22 protein-coding genes are annotated in these 21,611 nt (G+C 37.3%); 21 read left to right on the forward strand and 1 reads right to left on the reverse strand.

The genetic code is table 11. From position 1 onward, the window contains the following. The first annotated feature begins 7 nt into the window (after window positions 1-7). The 6 genes from RHP56_RS04185 (at window position 8) to RHP56_RS04210 (ending at window position 7,367) form a co-directional block, all read left to right on the forward strand. Window positions 8-2,029, forward strand: a complete 2,022-nt coding sequence (locus RHP56_RS04185) for a beta-galactosidase (protein WP_102753687.1) — start codon at window positions 8-10, stop codon at window positions 2,027-2,029. A gap of 2 nt (window positions 2,030-2,031) precedes the next feature. Continuing rightward, window positions 2,032-3,282: an MFS transporter gene (locus tag RHP56_RS04190; protein ID WP_025268004.1), complete on the forward strand. Its 1,251-nt coding sequence runs from the start codon at window positions 2,032-2,034 to the stop codon at window positions 3,280-3,282. Between the two features lie 15 nt (window positions 3,283-3,297). Next, window positions 3,298-4,446 carry a glycoside hydrolase family 5 protein gene (locus RHP56_RS04195; protein WP_102753688.1) on the forward strand — a complete coding sequence of 383 codons (1,149 nt, stop codon included), beginning with the start codon at window positions 3,298-3,300 and terminating at the stop codon, window positions 4,444-4,446. Window positions 4,447-4,482: 36 nt separating this feature from the next. Next, window positions 4,483-6,141, forward strand: a complete 1,659-nt coding sequence (locus RHP56_RS04200; RefSeq protein ID WP_102753689.1) for a glycoside hydrolase family 43 protein — start codon at window positions 4,483-4,485, stop codon at window positions 6,139-6,141. A 166-nt stretch (window positions 6,142-6,307) separates the two neighbouring features. Beyond that, window positions 6,308-7,036: an AzlC family ABC transporter permease gene (locus RHP56_RS04205; RefSeq protein WP_061514814.1), complete on the forward strand. Its 729-nt coding sequence runs from the start codon at window positions 6,308-6,310 to the stop codon at window positions 7,034-7,036. A 1-nt stretch (window position 7,037) separates the two neighbouring features. Next, window positions 7,038-7,367, forward strand: a complete 330-nt coding sequence (locus RHP56_RS04210) for an AzlD domain-containing protein (protein ID WP_014324595.1) — start codon at window positions 7,038-7,040, stop codon at window positions 7,365-7,367. A gap of 36 nt (window positions 7,368-7,403) precedes the next feature. On the opposite strand, the gene RHP56_RS04215 is transcribed toward RHP56_RS04210, so the two are convergent. Next, complete coding sequence (locus RHP56_RS04215; protein ID WP_014324596.1) at window positions 7,404-7,781, reverse strand: MerR family transcriptional regulator; 378 nt, start codon at window positions 7,779-7,781, stop codon at window positions 7,404-7,406. Window positions 7,782-7,929: 148 nt separating this feature from the next. Here RHP56_RS04215 and RHP56_RS04220 point away from each other — a divergent pair, with 148 nt between their 5' ends. The 15 genes from RHP56_RS04220 to RHP56_RS04290 all read left to right on the forward strand — a co-directional run bounded on the left by RHP56_RS04220 (window position 7,930) and on the right by RHP56_RS04290 (window position 21,546). Further along, on the forward strand, window positions 7,930-8,730 hold the full coding sequence (locus RHP56_RS04220; protein WP_281446910.1) for a CPBP family intramembrane glutamic endopeptidase: 801 nt from the start codon (window positions 7,930-7,932) through the stop codon (window positions 8,728-8,730). 339 nt (window positions 8,731-9,069) lie between these two features. Continuing rightward, window positions 9,070-10,506, forward strand: coding sequence for an alpha/beta hydrolase family protein (locus RHP56_RS04225; RefSeq protein WP_462794732.1), 1,437 nt, complete (start codon window positions 9,070-9,072; stop codon window positions 10,504-10,506). Window positions 10,507-10,643: 137 nt separating this feature from the next. Further along, window positions 10,644-11,723: a GntR family transcriptional regulator gene (locus RHP56_RS04230; protein WP_252169477.1), complete on the forward strand. Its 1,080-nt coding sequence runs from the start codon at window positions 10,644-10,646 to the stop codon at window positions 11,721-11,723. A gap of 230 nt (window positions 11,724-11,953) precedes the next feature. Beyond that, window positions 11,954-13,378 carry an L-arabinose isomerase gene (araA, locus tag RHP56_RS04235; RefSeq protein ID WP_102753207.1) on the forward strand — a complete coding sequence of 475 codons (1,425 nt, stop codon included), beginning with the start codon at window positions 11,954-11,956 and terminating at the stop codon, window positions 13,376-13,378. 11 nt (window positions 13,379-13,389) lie between these two features. Beyond that, window positions 13,390-14,769 (forward strand): sugar porter family MFS transporter, encoded by a 1,380-nt coding sequence (locus RHP56_RS04240; RefSeq protein ID WP_060461353.1) that lies wholly within the window; start codon window positions 13,390-13,392, stop codon window positions 14,767-14,769. Window positions 14,770-14,867: 98 nt separating this feature from the next. Next, window positions 14,868-16,487: a xylulokinase gene (locus tag RHP56_RS04245; protein ID WP_025268009.1), complete on the forward strand. Its 1,620-nt coding sequence runs from the start codon at window positions 14,868-14,870 to the stop codon at window positions 16,485-16,487. A 5-nt stretch (window positions 16,488-16,492) separates the two neighbouring features. Next, window positions 16,493-17,197, forward strand: coding sequence for an L-ribulose-5-phosphate 4-epimerase (locus RHP56_RS04250; protein WP_102753206.1), 705 nt, complete (start codon window positions 16,493-16,495; stop codon window positions 17,195-17,197). Between the two features lie 221 nt (window positions 17,198-17,418). Beyond that, window positions 17,419-18,288 (forward strand): SDR family oxidoreductase, encoded by an 870-nt coding sequence (locus tag RHP56_RS04255; protein ID WP_002827666.1) that lies wholly within the window; start codon window positions 17,419-17,421, stop codon window positions 18,286-18,288. A gap of 230 nt (window positions 18,289-18,518) precedes the next feature. Beyond that, entirely contained in the window at window positions 18,519-18,653 is a 135-nt protein-coding gene (locus RHP56_RS04260; protein ID WP_002827664.1) for a hypothetical protein, read from the forward strand. Between the two features lie 196 nt (window positions 18,654-18,849). Beyond that, window positions 18,850-19,095 carry a GlsB/YeaQ/YmgE family stress response membrane protein gene (locus RHP56_RS04265; RefSeq protein ID WP_011679630.1) on the forward strand — a complete coding sequence of 82 codons (246 nt, stop codon included), beginning with the start codon at window positions 18,850-18,852 and terminating at the stop codon, window positions 19,093-19,095. 24 nt (window positions 19,096-19,119) lie between these two features. After that, window positions 19,120-19,674, forward strand: coding sequence for an alkaline shock response membrane anchor protein AmaP (amaP, locus tag RHP56_RS04270; protein WP_004909522.1), 555 nt, complete (start codon window positions 19,120-19,122; stop codon window positions 19,672-19,674). Between the two features lie 17 nt (window positions 19,675-19,691). Further along, window positions 19,692-19,892, forward strand: coding sequence for a DUF2273 domain-containing protein (locus RHP56_RS04275; protein ID WP_002827661.1), 201 nt, complete (start codon window positions 19,692-19,694; stop codon window positions 19,890-19,892). Window positions 19,893-19,919: 27 nt separating this feature from the next. After that, the gene (locus RHP56_RS04280) at window positions 19,920-20,447 is read left to right on the forward strand and encodes an Asp23/Gls24 family envelope stress response protein (RefSeq protein WP_462794733.1); all 528 of its coding nucleotides are present in this window, start codon (window positions 19,920-19,922) and stop codon (window positions 20,445-20,447) included. 91 nt (window positions 20,448-20,538) lie between these two features. Next, complete coding sequence (locus tag RHP56_RS04285) at window positions 20,539-21,183, forward strand: DUF1345 domain-containing protein (RefSeq protein WP_084014595.1); 645 nt, start codon at window positions 20,539-20,541, stop codon at window positions 21,181-21,183. A 114-nt stretch (window positions 21,184-21,297) separates the two neighbouring features. Continuing rightward, a complete protein-coding gene (locus RHP56_RS04290) occupies window positions 21,298-21,546 on the forward strand; it encodes a GlsB/YeaQ/YmgE family stress response membrane protein (protein WP_010280269.1) in 249 nt (82 codons plus the stop codon). Window positions 21,547-21,611 lie beyond the last annotated feature (65 nt).

The following is a 21,611-nucleotide window of genomic DNA, read 5'->3' on the forward strand; positions in this document are numbered from 1 at the left end:
GAATAGTATGAACAAAAATAAGGAATTATTGTTTGGCGTTGCCTATTATTTTGAGTATTTGCCCTACGATCGTATTGATCAAGATATCAAAATGATGCAAGAAGCTAAAATTAATGTCGTCAGAATTGGAGAAAGTACTTGGAGTACCTACGAACCACAAGATGGTGTATTCGATTTTAGCAAACTGATTTATACGTTAAATAAAATGAGGGATGCAAAGATATCGGTTATTGTGGGCACGCCGACGTATGCATTTCCTACTTGGTTGGCTAGGAAGTTTCCTGAGGTGCTTGTTGAAAATAACGGAAACCGGCTACCTTATGGTGCCAGGCAGATAATGGATATTACCAGTCCGATTTATCGATATTATTCTGAGCGAATCATTCGTCATATGTTGCAGGAAACGGTTGATTACGAGAATATCATTGGCTATCAAGTCGATAATGAAACTAAGCACTATGGTACATCTGCAAGTCACGTACAGGCCGGTTTTGTTGAAGAAATTAAAGAAAAATTTTCTGGTGATCTTGATACATTCAATAAAGAGTTTGGTCTTGACTATTGGTCGAATCGTATTAACACATGGGAGGACTTTCCGAATGTAAACGGTACAATTAACGGCAGTTTAGCAGGTGAGTTTGCAAAATACCAACGTTCATTAGTGAAGGAATACTTAAGTTGGCAAGTTGACTTGGTCAATGAGTATAAAAAAGATTTTCAATTTGTAACACACAATTTTGATTTTGAATGGCGTGATTATTCGTATGGCATTCAACCAGATGTCAATCATTTTGAAGCAGCTGAACCGTTAGACTTTGTGGGAATTGACGTCTATCATCCCTCACAAAGTCAGCTTACAGGGACAGAAAATTCTTTTGCTGGCGATGTTGCGCGTTCAATTAAGCATCAAAATTATTTAGTGCTAGAAACGCAGGCACAAGCATTTAAAAGCTGGACACCATTTCCAGGACAACTTTATCAACTTGCTTTTAACCATATTGCCAATGGCGCGAACATGATTGAATATTGGCACTGGCATTCTATCCATAATTCTTTCGAGACATATTGGAAAGGGTTACTGAGTCATGATTTTGAACCAAATCCAGTTTATGAAGAGGCTCAAAAATTGGGACATGACTTTGAACGTTTGTCTGATAAGTTAGTCAACTTAAATCATGCAGCAGACGTAGCGTTTGTGGTAGATAACGAAAGTCTCACAGCAACATCTAGTGATTGGATAGAGTTTGCGATTGGAAAAGACGTAAACTACAATGATGTATTTCGAAGATTGTACGATACATTTTACAAATTAAATGTCCGAACCGATATTTTGAATCCAAAGACAATTAATTTGAGTGATTACGCATTAGTTGTCGTACCAATGTTATATGTCAGTGACGAAACCTTTTTGAAAGCGTTAAATCAGTACATTCATGACGGTGGCAATGTATTGTTCACGTTTAAAGACGGTGTGACTGATGAACATGTCAAAGTACGGACTGATATACAACCAGCAATTATTCGAGAAGCAATTGGTGCGCATTATCACATGTTTGTCGACCCCAACGGTGAGACATTAGAAGATCAAACTGGCATATTTGAAGATACTGATTTGCACATCAGTGAGTGGGCTGAATTGCTCGAGAGTGACGGAGCAACAATTTTAGCCTCATATAATCATCATTGGAAAAAATTTGGTGCTATTACAGAAAACAAATATGGTAATGGTATGGCATGGTATTTAGGTGCTTGGCCAAGCCAATCTGTTACGAATGCTCTAGTAAAGCATGTTATCAATCAATCAGGAATTTCCCAATCTGATTATGATGTAACTTTTCCAGTGATTGTTAAATCAGCAAAAAATGAGTACGGCGCGAACATTGATTTTCTGTTCAATTTTTCGGATACGAGTACAAGCCTTGCTACGCCTTTCTCAGGTATGGAGCTAATCAAACAAGAACACATGACTCAAGGTAGTCAAGTGACATTGCAACCTTGGGATGTAAAAATTATAGAAAGAAGTAACTGATAATGGATAAGACAGTAGATGCTCAAATTAAATTGGGCAAAAAAGATGGATTTCGATTCACGATATCCTATTTCTTGTTCTCATTGTTGTGGATGGCTGGATTGGCAATTATAGCTGCAGTTCTTTTGCCACAACATTTGCGAAATGTGGTAGGAGCCGAAGGTTCCACAGCCGTGTTTGGTGTTTTAAACGCAGCAACCGCCATAACCTCATTATTATCAAACTTAATCGTTGGTAATTTATCAGATCGCACGCGTTCTCGCTTTGGCCAACGTACACCATGGATTGTTGCAGGTGGTGTTATCGGCGGTGTATCCTTGTTTGCTATCGGTCTGTTTCAAAATGTCTGGTTGATCGGTGTTAGTTACTGTATCAGTATGATTGGTTTAAATATGATGATTGCGCCAGCTATGGCGACTCTGTCAGATCGAGTTCCTGAAAACTTGCGTGCAACGACATCAGCCTTTTATTCAGCTGGTACTACCGTTGGAACGTCGCTTGGAACCTTGATTGGTGCCCGCTTTATTACGTTACAGACCCCAGGATTTATTACAGCCGGTATCCTAATGGGTATTGCAGGTATTGCGACAGTTATCGTTTGGCCACACGAGCGTTCTGCAAAGTCATTACCATCAGTTACAGGTGGCGTTAAGGAATTATTAGCTTCATTTCGTCCACCGCTTAAAGGCGCCCGTGATTTTTGGTTAGCCTTTACCGGTAGGTCATTATTAATTTTTTCATACTACATGATTTTGAATTATCAGTTATATATTTTGTTAAGTTATATTGGTCAAAGTGAAACAGCTGCTGCTGCGACTATTTCGGTCATGTCAATCGTGACAATGGTTGTCGGACTAGTTGGTTCACTAGTTTCAGGAAGTTTGTCAGACAAATTTGGCCGTCGAAAGCTGCCAGTAAATATTGCAACCTTGCTCATGTCAATTGGGTTTTTGTTACCATGGATTATGAAGTCACCATTCTCAATGATTCTGTTTGCAGGATTCTCAGGACTAGGTTATGCGGTGTATGGTGCGGTTGATCAAGCGTTGAATATAGATGTTTTGCCTAACAAGAATGAATCGGGTAAGGATTTAGGAATCTTAAACATGGCAACCACATTAGGCCAGACAGTTGGTCCAATTGTTACGAGTATTTTAGTTGGATTTGGTGGATATAATTTGGTATTTCCAACAGCTGTTGTTTTTTCTGCACTAGCTATGATATTTATCCAAATGATTAAGTCGACAAAGTAAAGGAGAATTTAGACAATGATTAAAGGTGTTAATTTAGGTGGATGGCTTGTTTTGGAAAAGTGGATGGCGCCACAATTATTTGATGGTGTGGAAGCAGAAGATGAGTATTATTTGCCACGTGACTTAAGTGAAACAGAATACAGAACGCGCATAAATATGCACCGGGCTAATTTTATTACGGAGGCTGATTTCTTAAACATCGCTAGTTTAGGAATTGACACGATACGTATTCCAGTTCCTTATTTTATCTTTGGTGATGTGCCACCATTTATTGGTGCTATCGATTATCTTGATAAAGCCTTTAGTTGGGCTGAAGCATATAACCTTAAAATTTTAATTGATTTGCATACAGTTCCTGGGAGTCAAAATGGTTTTGACAATGGTGGTATATCTGGCGTTCAGAACTGGGCACAACACTCAGACCAAGTAGATTTTGCTATTTCAGTTTTGCGTCGTTTGGCCGAACGCTATGGGCAAAGAGTTGGATTATATGGTATTGAAGTATTAAATGAACCTGCAACAGCCGAAATGTTTCAAACAATGCTTGATCGGTATAAGCCTCGTGATTCGGAGATGGCATTGGAAAACGCAACGATTACCTTTAAGTTTCTATACGAATTTTATAAGCAAGCATACATCAAATTACGAGAAGTACTACCGCTTGACAAGGTGGTTATGTTTCATGATGGGTTTGATATTTCAAAATGGGCGGACTTTTTTAAGAAAAATGAATTTGAGAATGTTGTATTAGATACCCACCAATACCTAATGATTGCTGAAATGAAGACAGGGGAGTTAACACTTGATTCGTATCATCAATACATGAATGAGATTGGGGATGCGATTGCTAAGGTTAGAGAATTCGTTCCAGTAGTGGTGGGTGAATGGACTTTGTTTAATTCTTTGGCCACAGGTTCAGACACCAAAGGTGGTGTTAGTCCTGTTCAACAGGTATTTGATCAAGAAGTAGAAATTGATCAAAACAATGCGCTGAGTATTTATCAAGATCTTTGGAACTTACAAATTGAGCAGTGGCAACGTGTCGATGGTTATTTTTTCTGGAGTTACAAAATTAATATTGACACAATTAATGATAAGGAATGGTTCGGCTGGGATTCTTGGTCACTCGAAAGGTCTGTCAACAAAAAATGGGCCAAGATTTAAACATACTGAGGCGATTAATTGAAAGAGAGTGATCATATGTTAAAAATAAAAAACCCGATTATTCCTGGAATGGCACCTGATCCATCCATCATTAGGGTAGAAAATAAATATTATATTGCTACTTCAACCTTTCATTGGACACCTGCAATTCAGCTATTTGAATCAACTGACTTAAAAAATTGGCAATTAATTGATCATGTTTTGAAAAAAGAAGAGATCTCTTTGAAGGGAACAAACACACCAGCAGGAATTTGGGCGCCACATCTATCCTATGATGCACACAAAAAACGTTATTGGATTGCTTATTCGCACATGTTAAACATGGCGGGTCGAGAATTTAATGCCGATTCGTATGCGCTTTGGTCGGAAAGTATTCACGGCCCTTGGTCAGAGCCAATTTACCTCACATCAATAGGCTTTGATCCATCTATTTTTCATGACGATGATGGCAAGAAATATATTGCTATCTTAGAATGGGAGTCAAGGCCAAATTATCAAGCGCCAGGTCATATTGTCATAGCTGAATTCAACTTTGAAAAGCAGAAAATTGTTGGTTCGTGGCATCGAGTGACTACCGGATTTACTTCAAGGGGTGCTGCTGAAGCACCAATAATTTACAAAAGAAATGGTTACTATTATCTTATGATTGCAGCTGGGGGTACAGGATATGCCCACGGTGTCGAAATTGGCCGATCAAAAGACATATTTGGACCTTATGAATCACATCCTAGTGGCGAACCAATTATTACTTCCTCACCGGAACACCTTTTTTCCCTAGGAGATCCTGATGCTGGGCAATTTGAGATGTATAATCCAAATTCTAATATACAAAAGTCGGGCCACGGTTCTTTGGTGGAGACACCCAATGGTGAGTGGTACGTTGCCCATTTGATGTCACGCCCATTACCTGGTACGACATTAAATCCATTAGGACGAGAAACTGGTATCCAGAAAGTAAATTGGACGGCAGACGGTTGGTTACAAATGGCTGACGGCACAAATTTTGCTAAGGAAAATATCGATGGCCCACAACAAGAAGAAGCGACAATAAAGTATTCTGAAGATATCACGGAGTACTTTAATGAGCCTCATTATGACAAGCGATTTTTATCCCCGTATCGTTTTCAGAACAAAACATGGGTCAATCATTTGGGAAATACAAATTACTTAAGAATTTATGGCGGCGAGTCACTTTTCTCACAAATGAATCCAAGTATTTTAGCTACACGAGCTACATCGTTCACTTATTCTCTAGAAACTGAAGTGGAAATTCATCCAGATCATTATTCTGAATCAGCTGGAGCAGGGCTATATTATGATGCTAATAATTGGTTGTATGCAAATTTATACTGGTCAGAAGCATTAAACGCGATAGCATTAGGTTTAACACAAGCAAAGTTGGGTGAGAAAAAAATTTATCAGTATGTTAAGGTGCCTATTTCAAATGGACACGTTCAAATAAAATTTGTCTATAATTTTGGTGAAGCGACAGTGTTTTATAGAATGTCTGCCGACGATGAATGGCTGATATTACTAAAAAATGTTGATGTTAATTATTTATCTGATGAAGGGGTTAATGGTGAAAAAGGTGAAATTGGAGGTTTCACGGGGCTCTTCAACTTCATAGCGGTCACTGATGCACATCAGCATGATGGTTACGGCGACTTTTCGTTCTATAAAGTGACGAGTCTTTGATGTATTATTTGTTTTAATAATAAATTCCAACATACTAAGTGTGTTGGAATTTTTATAAGGTGTTATCTAATTATTTGCTAATAAACCTCTTAACATTCAAAAACAGATGTGATAGGATATTTATATCGCTTCAACCGACTAAAATTTTAGGAATTGAGAATAATCTATGTCGTTATCACAACAACAATTGAATGATTTTTGGAGTGGCGTAAAGGCTTCCCTGCCAACCATGCTAGGGTATATTAGTATTGGCGCAGCATTTGGAACAATAGCTGGCTCAGAACACTTTACTATTTGGCAAGTCTTTTTGCTGTCAGCGATTTTTTATGCTGGTTCTGGACAGTTTATTGTTGTTAGTATGCTGGCTGCCAATGCTTCTATTAGCAGTATTGTCATGATGGTTTTTTTGGTTAACTTTCGCATGTTTTTACAATCATTAACGGTTACACAGGTTTTTCCACGGCAATCTACAGTATCTAGTTTGCTTATGGGTAGTTTAGTAACTGACGAATCATTTGGCATACTATCTGTGAATATTGCTGCTGGCAAGGAAAGATCAGTGATGTGGATGCATGGCTTAAATATTGCTTCGTGGGCAACGTGGTGGCTAGCTTGTGTTATTTTTGCAGTAGTTGGCAAAAACATTACTGATCCTGCAGCATTCGGCTTGGATTTTGCTTTAACGGGAATGTTTGCCGGACTTTGGTTGCTGACAAGCATTTCTATGTTCCAAAATCCGAAGGAAAGCAGGTTTAAGGTGCTGTCAATTATAATTGTTTCTACGACTTTGTTATATATACTTATGTATTTCTTTAGCGCAGTTGTGTCTGTATTGATAGCCTCTGTTTTGGGAAGTTTTTACGCCGTTTTGGTAAATAGAAGTGAGGGTAAGTGATATGAGTGATACGAAATTTTATATCGTCCTTCTAGGTAGTATTATTGTGACACTTATTCCTAGAGTAATACCTTTTTTTATGGCTAAGTATATTAATTTTCCAGATTGGATGACGACATTTTTAAGGTATTTACCGTTAGCAATGATGACAACACTTATGTTTCAAAATATATTTGTTGTTCATGGGTACGGGCATCTGGCGACAGTGAACTTTACTGCTTTAGTAGCATTGTTGCCCGGTTTAATTATTGGTTATTTTAGGCGTTCTCTGATGGCTGTAGTTTTATTGAGCGTTCTAGTAATGGCTTTGATGAGATACTTTAATTTTTAAAAAAGATAGCCATATACGATGGTTATCTTTTTTTGCTTAAAAAGTGCCCAAATAATTGTAAATGTCGGAATCTGAAAATTCTAACAAAGATGTCAATAATTTTTTCATGGCAATTAGATTATCAATTCTGGATTCGATTTGAGTTATTTTATCTGCAACAAGCTTTTTTAAATCGTCTGGGGACATTTGTTTGCTAAGCATATTCAGGCTTTCTTGAATCTCTTTTAAAGTGTAACCTAGCGATTTGGCATCTTGAATAAACTTAATTTTTGGTAAATAAGTTTCATCATATATGCGATAACCATTTGCTAAACGTTTTGGTTTTGGTAGTAGTCCGCATTGTTCATAATAACGAATTGTCGCCGCACTAAGACCTGTTATTTTTGCTAGTTGGCCACGAGTTAGTTGTTTCATATCATTTTCCTCTAAAATAATTGGTTCCACTTTATTTCAATGACAAAATAGCAAGTTTAGCTTGACATTGAAGTTAACTTCATCGTTTATAATAACGTTATTGCAGCGTGTTTGCAACGATAATAAAAAATCAAAGGATGTTTTAAATATGGTACGAAAAAAATATAAGCCGATAATGTTTCTCATAAAGAATATGGCAATTATCATAACGTTTTTTATTGGTATCTTGATTGAACCGTATTCTCCAGATCAAGCCCCATTAAAAAATTTAATCATAATAACTTTTCTTTTAATCGTGTGCATCTACATATTTTCACGTCTTGTCAATTCGATTTCAAACCATGGTCGATTATTCGTACACCGCATTGAACTGTCTACGTTTCAAAAATATTCATCACTACTTGCCTTTGGTTATTTTATTTTGCTATATATTATTAATGAAAATATTCAAAGTATGTTACATTTGTTCCAGAGTTCACCTGAAATTATTGTCACTTGTACAGCTATAGCTTTGGGTGCCGGATTTTTAGAAGAATATCTTGTGAGAGGATATTTATTCAATCTAACTCAGCGGTTTTTAAAAAAATACAATAACAAATTGCTCATTACATCAATAGTGACTAGTATCATATTCGGTTTGTTGCATCTATTCAATTTAGGATTAGATACCACTAAGGGCGTTGCTCAGCAAGTTTTCTATGCTTTTTGTATTGGTTTATTTTTTTCTCTGGTAAAAATTATTACAAACAGTATTCACATTGGTGCCATCTTACACTTTTTGTTTGATTTACAATTTGGCATATACGAAAATACTTCAACACACATGAGTTGGTCAGTAGTCATATTATTGTTTCTTCCTTTGGCTGTTATCAGTATTATTTTGATTAAATCATTAGAAACAACGGTGAATGCTAATCAAAATTTACTAATGGAAGTCAAATTGCAGTAAATATTTTCATAAAGCTGCGCCCATATCAGTGTCCTTTCAGTCCATGACATGCAAAATGGTATTTGTTTCGTAGCATTTTTACAAAAAACTAGCAATTAGCTGGTTTTTTTTGATGGATTTTCTAGACTGCAATCTTTTGTAGCAGTGTTTTATGCTTTTGTGAGAAGGATAGTTCAATGTGTTTATTTCTCATATGAATGTTTCACGAGCACAATGGTGCCATATATTTGTGGCGTCAACAGATAGGGTAGAATATTTTGAACTTGACATTGAAGTTTACTTCACAGTTTATAATAACATTGTTAGTTGGCATTTCTAGAAAGTAAAAAGGAGAAAAATATGCGAATTTTAGAAATATTGTTAACAATAATAACCTTGTTAAGCCTAATATTTTCAGTATGGGGGCACTGGAAAAAAACTACTTACTACTGGTTATTATCAACCATGCTAGTTATAGGCGGACTGCATGTATTTATCGATAAAGTACGTATCCAAATGTTAGGCACATATTTAATAGCATTTTTATCTATGGGATACATGTTATATCGCCTAAACCACCAAAATAATCACCGGAAACACGCTGTTTTGAAAGGATTATTTACATTTATAAGCATCTTGGTAATTGCTATATCAACATTCATGAGCATCATTTTACCTGTTTTCACCATGCCACAACCCTCAGGTAAATATGGTATAGGTGAACAGACTCGAATCTTGGTTGATTCAAGTCGATTGGAAACATTCACAAAAACTAGCTCTGATAAGCGAAATGTGGCTGTTAGTGTCTGGTATCCGACAAATAAAAAAGCAATGACATCAAAACGAAAAGAATCCTATCCAAGTAGTTTAGGCGAAGCAATGAGCTTGGTATTTAATTTACCGAAACAATTATTTAGTCACTTATCATTAGTTAAAACGCACGTTGTAAAGAATGCTAGTATCTCTAATGATAAAAAGAATTATCCAGTCGTTTTGTTTTCACCGGGGTTACGTTCAACTAGATATCAAAGCATGTCAGCGATTGAAGAGCTTGTCAGTCGCGGATACATCGTTGTTGGTATGGATCATCCGTATACATCGGCTAAAGTAACATTATCAAATGGTAAAACTGCCTATTACCAAGCAGATCCAAAATACAATACTTCTAAAGGGCTCTATAACTATAATGTCAAAAGTGTGGCGGTTCGATCTAAAGATGTTACTTTTGTAATTGATAAACTGTCTGCATGGAATCAGTCGAATTCTAGATTTACTGGAAAGTTAAATATGAATAAAATTGGTATGTTTGGTCATTCCTTCGGTGGTGCAACGACAGCTGAAGCGTTAGCACAAGATAACCGTATTAAAGCTGGTGTGAGTCTGGAAGGGGGGTTCTGGGGTACGGTAGCAACTAAAGGTGTTTCACAACCATTTATGTACATTATGTCAGGTAATACGGCCAAAAGCTTAAAGCCTCATGCTTCTGTTAAAGAGCAAGTGACGTATAAAGAATTTAAACCTGATTTGAATTCTGTCATGAAGAAGAGTATTAATGATACTTACTTTTTGACGGTAGATAAATTTTACCATCAAAGTTTTACGGAAATTTCTTACATTTCACCGCTTCTTTTTGCAAGAGGGCTGACACCATACCATACTGTTGATATTACAAGAACGTATGTTAGTGATTTCTTTGACCACTATTTGAAAGGCGATAAAGAAAAGCTCTTGACTAAGAAATCTAATAAATACCCTGAAGTGATTTTCAATAAACAATACACAAATTTGAAAAAATAAGCTATGCATGACAACAGTATGATAAACTCAATGTATGATTAATTTTATACAATTGCTACATTGCAAAGAATAAGATTAAAACGATCATATAAAAGGACGAGCAGTGCCAGAAACATTTCGGCGCATTTTTATTAAATATGGCAAATAAATATGAAATTGTTAAAAAAGACATTTTAGAAAAAATATTGAGCGGAGAATACGATAAAAATCAACAGCTACCAACAGAGAGCGAAATGATGACAGCATTTTCTGTCAGCCGTTATACCGTACGACGTGCTATTTCTGATTTAGAAAATGAAAAGTATGTTTATCGTGTGCAAGGTGGCGGTTCGTTTGTGGCTGATTGGTCGGCTGCAAAAAAATATGAGGAAATTCCCAAAGTAATTGGTATCTTATCTACTCATGTGGCATCTTATATTTTTCCAGCAATTATTGATGGTGCTGATCAAGTGCTATCTGAAAATGGATTTTCGCTTATTTTGGCTAACACCCATAACGACCCAAAACGTGAACGCACAGCATTAACAAATTTGATGAGCCAAAATTTGGGTGGATTAATCATTGAACCAACCCAAAGCGCCATCGATACACCTAATATTGATTTGTATCAAAAAATTGCGCAACTAAATATTCCGATGGTTTTCATTAATGCATCATACAATAATTTTGAAGGTACCACGTTGGTCAGTGATGATAAAAATGCAATCTATCAGGTAACGGAATATTTGATTAAACGCGGACATAAAAGAATCACAGGTGTATTTCAAGTTTCTGATGTTCAAGGTATTCATCGTTTGAATGGCTTTCTTCAGTCGTATCAGAACCATCCGAATATCTTACCAGAGAGTTCCTCGATCATGTATAAATCTGATGAAGTGAATGAAGCACTTCAAAGTATGCGTGAATTATTGGTGAAAAATCCAGATCAGAGGCCCACAGCCGTCATCGCGTATAATGATCAATTAGCGATACGCATTGTAGATTTGATTCATGAGGTGGGGCTTAAAGTACCACAAGATATCTCCGTGATTGGTTTTGATGATTTCCAATTATCGCAATATTTGTCTCCTAGGTTGACAACGGTGTCACATGCTAAAGAGAAAATGGGACAAGATGCGGCAAGGTTGCTGTTACAGAAAATCAAACATCACAAGGTCGAGTCGATTGTCTATCATTCTCAATTGATTGAAAGAGAATCAGTAAGTGATATTAGTTAAATTAAACGGCTAAAACAAAGCTAACTAGAATCTATCTTCTAGTTAGCTTTTTTGTGTTTTTAAAAATAAGTTATCGTATAAAAATATATTTATTTGACTTATACGGACAAATGTTTTATAGTTTGTTTGTAAGCGTTTCCAAAAAATGATTATTCTAGATAGTATTGTTTGATTCCGAGTCGCTTCAAAATAACTAATGTCGCTACAAGTACAAATACAGAGGATGAAAAATGGCTGATATAAAAGATTACAAGTTTTGGTTTGTGACAGGATCTCAATTTTTGTACGGTCCTGAAGTACTGAAACAAGTTGAAGAAGATTCAAAAAAAATTATTGAAAAGTTAAATGAATCAGGTAATTTACCTTATCCAATTGAATTTAAAACTGTTGGTGTGACAGCTGAAAACATTACTGAAGCAATGAAAGAAGCAAATTATGATGACTCTGTTGCTGGTGTTATCACATGGGCACATACATTTTCACCAGCTAAAAACTGGATTCGTGGCACGCAATTGCTCAACAAACCATTGCTCCATTTGGCAACCCAAATGTTGAACAATATTCCATACGATTCAATTGATTTTGATTATATGAACTTAAATCAGTCAGCACATGGTGACCGTGAATATGCATTTATCAATGCTAGGCTTCGATTGAATAATAAAATTGTCTTTGGACACTGGGCTGATGAAGCCGTTCAAGTACAAATCGGCAAGTGGATGGATGTTGCGGTTGCTTACGAAGAAAGTTTCAAAATTAAAGTAGTTACTTTTGCTGATAAGATGCGTAATGTTGCGGTAACTGATGGTGACAAAATCGAAGCGCAAATTAAATTTGGCTGGACGGTTGATTATTGGGGTGTTGGCGACTTAGTGACGTATGTTAACGCAATTGATGATGCTGATATTGATAATCTATATACCGAACTTCAAGATAAGTATGACTTTGTTGCTGGGCAAAATGATTCTGAAAAATATGAACATAATGTGAAATATCAATTACGCGAATACCTTGGTATCAAGAGATTTTTGACTGATAAAGGTTATTCGGCTTTCACCACTAATTTTGAAGACTTAGTTGGCCTTGAACAATTGCCTGGTTTGGCAGCACAGCTTTTGATGGCAGATGGATTTGGATTTGCCGGTGAGGGGGACTGGAAGACGGCAGCCTTAACACGTTTGTTAAAAATTGTGTCACATAATCAAGCGACAGCATTTATGGAAGACTACACTTTGGATTTGAGACAAGGTCACGAAGCAATTCTCGGATCACATATGCTCGAAGTGGATCCAACGATAGCATCAGATAAACCACGTGTTGAGGTGCATCCTCTTGGAATTGGTGGTAAAGAAGATCCCGCTCGTTTGGTCTTTAGTGGACGTACTGGTGATGCTGTTGATGTGACAATTTCTGATTTTGGTGATGAGTTTAAGCTAATTAGCTATGATGTCACAGGAAATAAACCAGAAGCTGAAACACCATATCTACCAGTTGCTAAGCAATTATGGACACCAAAGGCTGGTTTGAAAGAGGGTGCAGAAGGTTGGTTAACAGTAGGTGGCGGACATCACACAACATTGAGTTTCTCTGTTGATTCTGAACAGCTGACAGATTTGGCCAACTTATTCGGTGTCACATATGTAGATATTAAGTAAAGGGCATAATCATGGAAAATGGATCTACAAAAAGAATCGCCAGTTCATTTATATATTTCTTTGGTGCATTTGGCGGCATTTTATTTGGTTACGATATTGGCGTTATGACTGGCGCTTTACCATTTTTACAAAAAGACTGGCATCTAACAGATGCAGGAACTATCGGTTGGATCACTTCAACTCTTATGTTAGGAGCAATTCTTGGCGGCGCATTAGCTGGACAACTGTCAGATAGATTAGGTCGTCGTCGAATGATACTGGCTTCATCATTTATCTTTGCAGTTGGTGCAATTATGGCTGGTGTTTCTCCAAATAATGGGGTGGTGTGGTTATTAATTGCTCGCTTCCTCTTGGGCTTAGCAGTTGGTGCAGCTTCGGCATTAGTACCTTCATATATGTCCGAAATGGCACCTGCCAAAAATAGAGGTCGGTTATCAGGGTTGAATCAGCTGATGATTGTTTCTGGAATGCTTTTATCATATATCGTTGACTATTTGCTACAAGGCTTGCCGCATACGATTGCTTGGCGATTAATGCTTGGATTAGCAGCTGTGCCGGCAATCATACTTTTCTTTGGTGTTCTTCGTTTACCTGAGTCACCACGATTTTTAGTGAAAACGCACAAATTAGCCGAAGCACGACAAGTGTTAACTTATATTCGTACTGCCAGTGAAGTGGATCCAGAGCTAGAAGACATACAAAATACTGTAGCAATTGAGTCCGGTGCGCAAAAAAATATTACTTTAAGTACATTATTTTCCAGTAAGTATCGATATTTAGTCACCGCGGGTATTGGTGTGGCAGCTTTCCAACAGTTTATGGGTGCCAACGCAATATTTTACTACATTCCGTTGATTGTTGAAAAAGCAAGTGGACAAGCTGCGTCAAGCGCATTACTATGGCCAATCGTACAAGGTGTGATACTTGTCCTAGGCGCGTTGTTGTATATGGTAATAGCAGACAAGTTCAAACGGCGTACGCTACTGATGGTCGGTGGAACCGTAATGGCATTGTCATTCTTAATGCCATCAGCACTCAATGCATTGGTGGGTGCAGACAAGTTTCCACCTATGCTGATAGTGGTATTTCTGTCAATATTTGTTGCTTTCTATTCATTCACTTGGGCACCACTCACCTGGGTATTAGTTGGTGAGGTATTTCCGCTAGCAATTCGCGGTCGTGCTAGTGGATTGGCATCGTCATTTAATTGGCTTGGTTCCTTTGCTGTAGGGTTATTATTTCCTATCATGACGGCTGCCATGCCGCAAGCAACGGTATTTGCTATCTTTGGTGTAATTTCAATCATCGCCGTCTTATTTATTAAGTTTGCCGTACCCGAAACTCATGGCAGAACGCTTGAAGAAATAGAAGCGCAAGGAACAAACCATTAAAGAGTATTCGATAGATAAACTGGTTCAGTTGAAATAGGGAAATCGCAGAGCGGGCATCTTGTACTGGTTGGCGTTTTTCCATAAAGGAGAGCATATTTATGGCAGATGAAAAAATAAAACAAGCGATTAAAAATGGTGAAGTTGCACTTGGTGTTGAATTTGGTTCGACGACGGTAAAGGCAATCTTAACAACTGAAGATTTCAAAACAATTGCTTCAGGTAGCTATGAATGGGATAACAGTTTGCAAGATGGGCTGTGGACATATGCGATAGATGATATTTGGCTGGGATTGCAAACAGCTTATAGCAATCTTAGAAAGAAAGTATTTGTCGATTACAATGTTGAGATAAAAAAAATCAAAACCATGGGATTTTCAGCGATGATGCATGGTTATCTAGCATTTGATAAAAACAATGAATTATTGGTTCCTTTTCGTACATGGCGTAATGCCATCACTGAAGAGGCATCGCTAGAATTGACAAAATTATTTGAATTTAATATTCCACAACGTTGGAGTGTTGCCCATCTTTATCAAGCTATTTTGAACCAAGAGACCCACGTCAAAAACATTGAATTTTTAACAACCTTGGCAGGCTACGTTCATTGGCAATTGACTGATCAAAAAGTTATAGGTATCGGTGACGCTTCTGGAATGTTCCCAATTGATGAGAAAACTGGGAGCTACAGTCAGCGCATGCTGAGCCAGTTTGATTCTTTGAAGTCTGTCCAACAATATAATTGGCACATTCAAGACTTACTACCAAAGCCATTAACAGCTGGTGAGGTTGGTGGGTACTTAACAGAGAAAGGGGCGAGGTTACTTGACCCTAGTGGCAATTTATCAGCAGGAGCAACTATTGCACCTCCGGAAGGAGATGCAGGAACGGGTATGGTGTCAACTAACAGTGTTAAAAAACGTTCTGGAAATATTTCAGTAGGTACATCAATTTTTTCTATGATTGTATTAGAAAAAAGTTTACAGCACGTTTATACAAATATTGATATAGTGACAACGCCTACCGGCTCGCCAGTAGCAATGGTTCATGCCAATAACTCAGCATCTGATTTGAGTGCGTGGGTCAAACTATTTTCGCAATTTTCTAAGATGATTGGCAGTAATATTTCTACCAGTGAATTATACCAAGCACTTTTTAATACCGCATTGACGGAAGCAGAACCAGATGCTGGTGGTCTGTCTGGTTACGGTTATTATTCTGGTGAGAATATTACCGCGGTCCCAGAAGGACGGCCATTATTAGTGCGACAGCCAGATTCTGAATTTACTATTGGTAATTTAATGAGATTTCATTTTTTCACAGCATTTGGTGCTATTAAAATCGGTATGCGTATTCTATCTGACGAAAAAGTTTTGACAGACAATATCGTGGCGCAAGGAGGTGTCTTCAAAACGCCCATTGTGGCACAAAAATTATTAGCCGCAGCACTAAATACCGATATTACCGTAATGAAAACAGCAGGTGAAGGTGGCCCATGGGGAATGGCCGTGTTGTCTTTGTACACGATAAATAAAAAAACAACTCAAACTTTGGATGATTTTTTGGATAATAATGTGTTTATCAATGAAAAATACGAAACCTTATCTCCTGAACCTGAAGATGTTCAAGGATTTGAACAGTTTATGGAGCGATATGTCGCAGGGCTAGATATTGAATTGACAGCGATTAAAACATTGCCATCAAAAAAAGAGAAGGAGTAAACGTTATGTTAGAAGATTTGAAAAAAAAAGTTTACGAAGCTAACATGGCTTTGCCAGCTAATAATTTAGTGACCTTAACTTGGGGAAATGTTTCCCAAGTTGATCGCGAGAAAGGGGTTTTTGTAATTAAGCCTAGTGGTGTTGATTATAATGACCTCAAGCCTGAAGACATGGTGGTTGTTAGTTTAGATGGGCATGTTGTGGAAGGAAATTTGAATCCTTCTACAGATACCCCAACCCATGCATTTTTGTACCGACATTGGACTGATTTGGGTGGAATCGTTCACACCCATTCAAAATGGGCTGTTGCCTTTGCTCAAGCAGGAATACCAGTTCCTGCTGCTGGAACAACCCATGCGGACACATTTTATGGGGATGTTCCAGTCGCTCGGCGTTTGACTAAAAATGAAGTAGATAGTGAGTACGAACTAAATACTGGGAAATCAATTGTACGCGCGTTTGAAAGTGAAGATATTGATCCCACGGCAGTTCCGGGTGTTTTGACGAATGATCATGGACCATTTACATGGGGGAAAGATGCTATGGATGCGGTTCATAATGCTATAGTTTTGGATGTTGTAGCTGAAATTGATTATCATACTATGAGCCTTAATCCTTCGCAAGATATTCACGTACCACAATATTTGTTAGACCGTCATTACTATAGAAAACACGGTGTAAACGCATATTACGGACAAAATACTCATTGAAATATAATTTATTAAGATAGTTAAAGTTAATAAAAAAGAGTCCTTTTTTAAGAGCTCTTTTAATGCAATTACCCTTCTAAAAACTATAGGCAAAATTTTTGTAACCGCTCTCTACTAATGATATAGTAGGCATAACAAACAAAGTGTTTGTTAAACAATATACACGTTATTAGTGCGTGTCAAGATTGTGCTGAGTATTGTATGAAAAAGGGAGGAATTATATGACAAACATAAATGGAGAATATGCAAAGCAGAATTTTCCAAAACAGAGTCAACCTGAACCAGGATTACAAAGCAAGATGTCGCCAACACCAGATGATGGTGCAGCAAGTTACGTTGGGCATGACCGCCTAAAACATAAGAAAGCACTGATAACCGGTGGTGACTCAGGAATCGGCAGATCTGTGGCGATAGCGTATGCGCATGAAGGTGCTGATATTGTGTTAAATTATCTTCCTGAAGAAGAACCAGATGCACAAGAAGTTAAGGGCATTATTGAATCATTGGGTCGTAAAATCAAGCTAGTTCCAGGTGATTTAAAGAATGAAGCATTTAGCCAAAAGTTGATTGATGAAGCAGTTTCATTTTTTGGTGATTTAAGTATTTTGACGTTAGTAGCTGGTAAACAACAAGCGGAAGTTGATATAGCTAATTTGTCGACACAACAAATAACCGACACTTATGCAACAAATGTTTTTAGTCTCATTTGGCTTGTTAAAGCGGCTTTACCACATATGCAACCTGGCAGCAGTATCATAACAACGAATTCTATTCAGGCAGAGCAACCATCGTCATTTCTCGTGGATTATGCAGGTACAAAAGCTGCTATCAAGAATATGACGATGAGTTTGGCTAAACAATTGGCTAATCGAGGGATTCGCGTGAATAGTGTGGCACCTGGTCCCATTTGGACACCTTTGCAGATTGTTGGTGGACAGTTACCGGAGAACATTCCAACATTTGGCCAATCGACACCCATCGGTAGAGCTGGTCAACCGGCAGAATTAGCAGGCGCTTATGTTTTCCTAGCTTCAAATGAATCTAGCTATGTAACAGGTGAGTCAATCAATGTTACTGGTGGCTTAAAGTAAATCATGAGCTCCTTTGAATTTCGTAGATACTAATCAGAAATGTGGTTGGATCAATGAAGAAAGTGGAGAAAAGATGGATAAAAAGAATAAAAAATTTGGCTTTTGGGATAAACTGTCGATGCTTTTGGCGTTGTCTCAATTATTGTTCAGTTTCTATTATTTTGTCAGAAATTGGAAGAAAACAAAAGAAGATTAACAAATTTTCATTTTAGGTATAAAGGAGGAAAACTATGTTAAAAACTGTACTTAAGGTATTGTTGGCATCTACATTAATTCTAGGCGGTATAGCAGTTGGAGGGACCATATTTGCAGCTAAAGGCATCGACAAAGCTGGGGACCGTTTGGAAGAGGAAATCCATAATTAAATCATTGAACAGATAATAACGATAGCAACTTATTGATGAGGAGCTGTTGTTTTTTTAATCTTTTAAAAATAACTCATAATTTCATTGTTTTGTAAAGGGGGTAAGCGTTATTTTTGTAAACGCTTTCCGATAGTGTTATATTTAGGCTAGTGAATTGGATATCATAATTCATAGAGAAGAGAATGGAGGAAAGATTATGATTTGGTCATTAATTGTAGGTGCCATTATTGGTGCCATTGCAGGTGCTATCACAAATCGTGGTGAGTCAATGGGGTGGATTAGCAATATTATTGCTGGTCTAATCGGATCGGCTATTGGCCAGGCTTTGTTGGGTCAATGGGGACCTAGCTTGGCGGGAATGGCAATCATTCCTTCGATAATTGGTGCTGTGATTCTTGTACTAGTCGTGTCAATGGTGCTTGGTATGAGAGCAAAACAGTAGCATAAGGTAATAGAGAGGTATGATATGAAGAAAAGTCAAAAAATTGTTCTGAGTATTTTCAGCCTCGGATATTTGGTTGGGCTTTGTTTGTTGATATGGCCAAAAATAATTGATGAAGTGTTCAAATTTTTAGCAGAGTTTAATATACATTTAGACTTTAAGAGTGATCTTTTCATTTATTACTATGGTCTTGTACTGCTGGCACTGACCGTGCTTGTGTTTTTACTCATATTGATATGGCCGGTAGAATTACCAGATATTCCTTTGAAGCAAACCAAAGAAGGACGGCTTGCGTTGAGTAATCATGGTATCAACCAGTTTATTCAGACAAAGCTCTCAGGTGAAGATTTATCAAATATTAAAGTGAGATTGAAAAATACTCGTCGTCAACGAAAATTTTATATTGTTGCTGATTCAGTTTATAAACAGGCGACAGTCGAAGAATTACCTCGTATTTCATACGATTTAACGAAAAGCTTGAATGATTTACTCGCTGGCATAAATCGAATTCCCATTAAAGTTGATATTAAAGTAAATCAGAAATCAAACTCAAAGCGTAAAGTCACACGTGTGATTTAAAAAGGAGTGCGGATATAATGAAAGACAAAAAATCAATTAATATTTGGGTTGGTGGTCTTGCGGGTTTCATTCTGTCAACTCTATTGGTAACTGTAGGATTTTGGAAGACGATTTTGATTATAGTTGTCACCTTACTAGCAGGTTGGATTGGCTACTTGCTCGAAGCGTATAATGTCGATTTGTCAATTGTCTCTAAAATATTTACACGTAAAAATTAATTATTTAGATATAGAAAGGATTTAATTATGTCTAGGGAAAAAACAACTACACAAAATACTGCAACAGAGAATCGTCAACCTAAAGGTGAATTAACATTTGATGACAAAGTGATTCAAAAAGTAGTGGGCTATGCAATTGAAAACGTGACAGGATTGCTAGGTGTTGACGGTGGTTTTGTCGCAAACATTAAAAATAAAATTGTGAATACGGATAACCCCACTGATGGCATTGGTGTCGAGGTCGGAAAAGAACAAGTTGCGGTAGATTTAGATATCATCATGGAATATGGACACAACGCACATGATATTTATAAGCAACTAACAGAAGTAATCACAAAACAGGTGCGAGAAACAACAAGTTTGACGCTAGTTGAGTTAAATGTTGAAGTAGTTGATATTCAAACACAAAAAGAATTTGACGCATCACAAACAAGCTTACAGGATCGCGTAACAGACGCTGGTAGCACAATCAAAGAAAAAACTTCAGATGGCGTTGATGCCGTGAAAAAAACAACTTCTCAAGCAGTGAACGATGACGATAATCGTGTCAAGTAAACGTAAAAGCGGTTTGAAGTTGCAGTAGCAAGTCTCAGCACAGCGGTCTAAACGTTGTGCTTTTTATATTAGAACTAGGTTGATGTAAGCTATGAAGCGAATAAAAATTCAAAAATTTTTGCATAAACACGGGAATGTTTTCTTGCTTGCCTTGACTAGTGGTACCTTAGTAGCTTTGCTAACTTCTTTGACTGCGTCTTGGGAATACATTCTCCTAACAGGATGGGACTGCGCTATAGTCGTACTTTTTTGTTTAGTAATTTACTCTTTTTATCCGATGGATCAAGGCCGGCACACGAAGAAAGTAATTCTCAAAGAAGGTATTCGATATCCACTGATTGATGCGTTTGTTGTCTTTTCAAGTGCAGTGAGTGTGTTTATTGTGATTTTGTTATTAACTATCAGCAAAGGCAGTCGCCTGGAAATTGTATTTTGTATTTTTAGTGTTTTTTCTTCTTGGAATTTGATTCAATTATTGTACGCTATTCACTACACGGAAATTTATTACCAAAATAATGGTGGTGTGTCATTTAATGCAAAGGGTCTTCCTAATTTCTGGGATTTTTTGTATTTAGCCTATACTATTGGTATGACTTACCAAGTTTCGGATACAAATTTTTCTACAACCCGTTTTCGAAAAGTTGCATTAGGGCACTCACTCATTTCTTTTGCCTTTAGTACACTCCTCATTGCCACTATGATTAATTTTATAGCCAGTTTGATTAGTAGTCACTAAGCCCTTTTTAGAATCAAACGTGATAAAAGTGCAAGCTAAATATTTGCGGAAAAAATATGACAGTGGTAATCTGGACTTAGGTTCTGATAGAGAACCAGAAGGAGAGATATCATTATGGGATTAATTTGGACACTTATCGTAGGTGCAGTTATCGGTGCTATTGCAGGAGCAATTACAAGCCGCGGTGCAGCTATGGGATGGATTAGTAACATCATTGCTGGTTTAATTGGTTCTTGGTTAGGTGAAAGCCTTCTTGGATCATGGGGACCAAGCTTAGCAGGAATGGCACTTATTCCTTCAATTATTGGTGCAGTTGTATTAGTCTTAATCGTATCTTGGATTACTAGTCGCACAAATAAGTAATTTATAAAAACTCACTGCGTAAAACTATAATTAACTGTTTTACACAGAAAGTAGGTATAGGAGAA

Source organism: Leuconostoc sp. C5 (genome assembly GCF_056530425.1).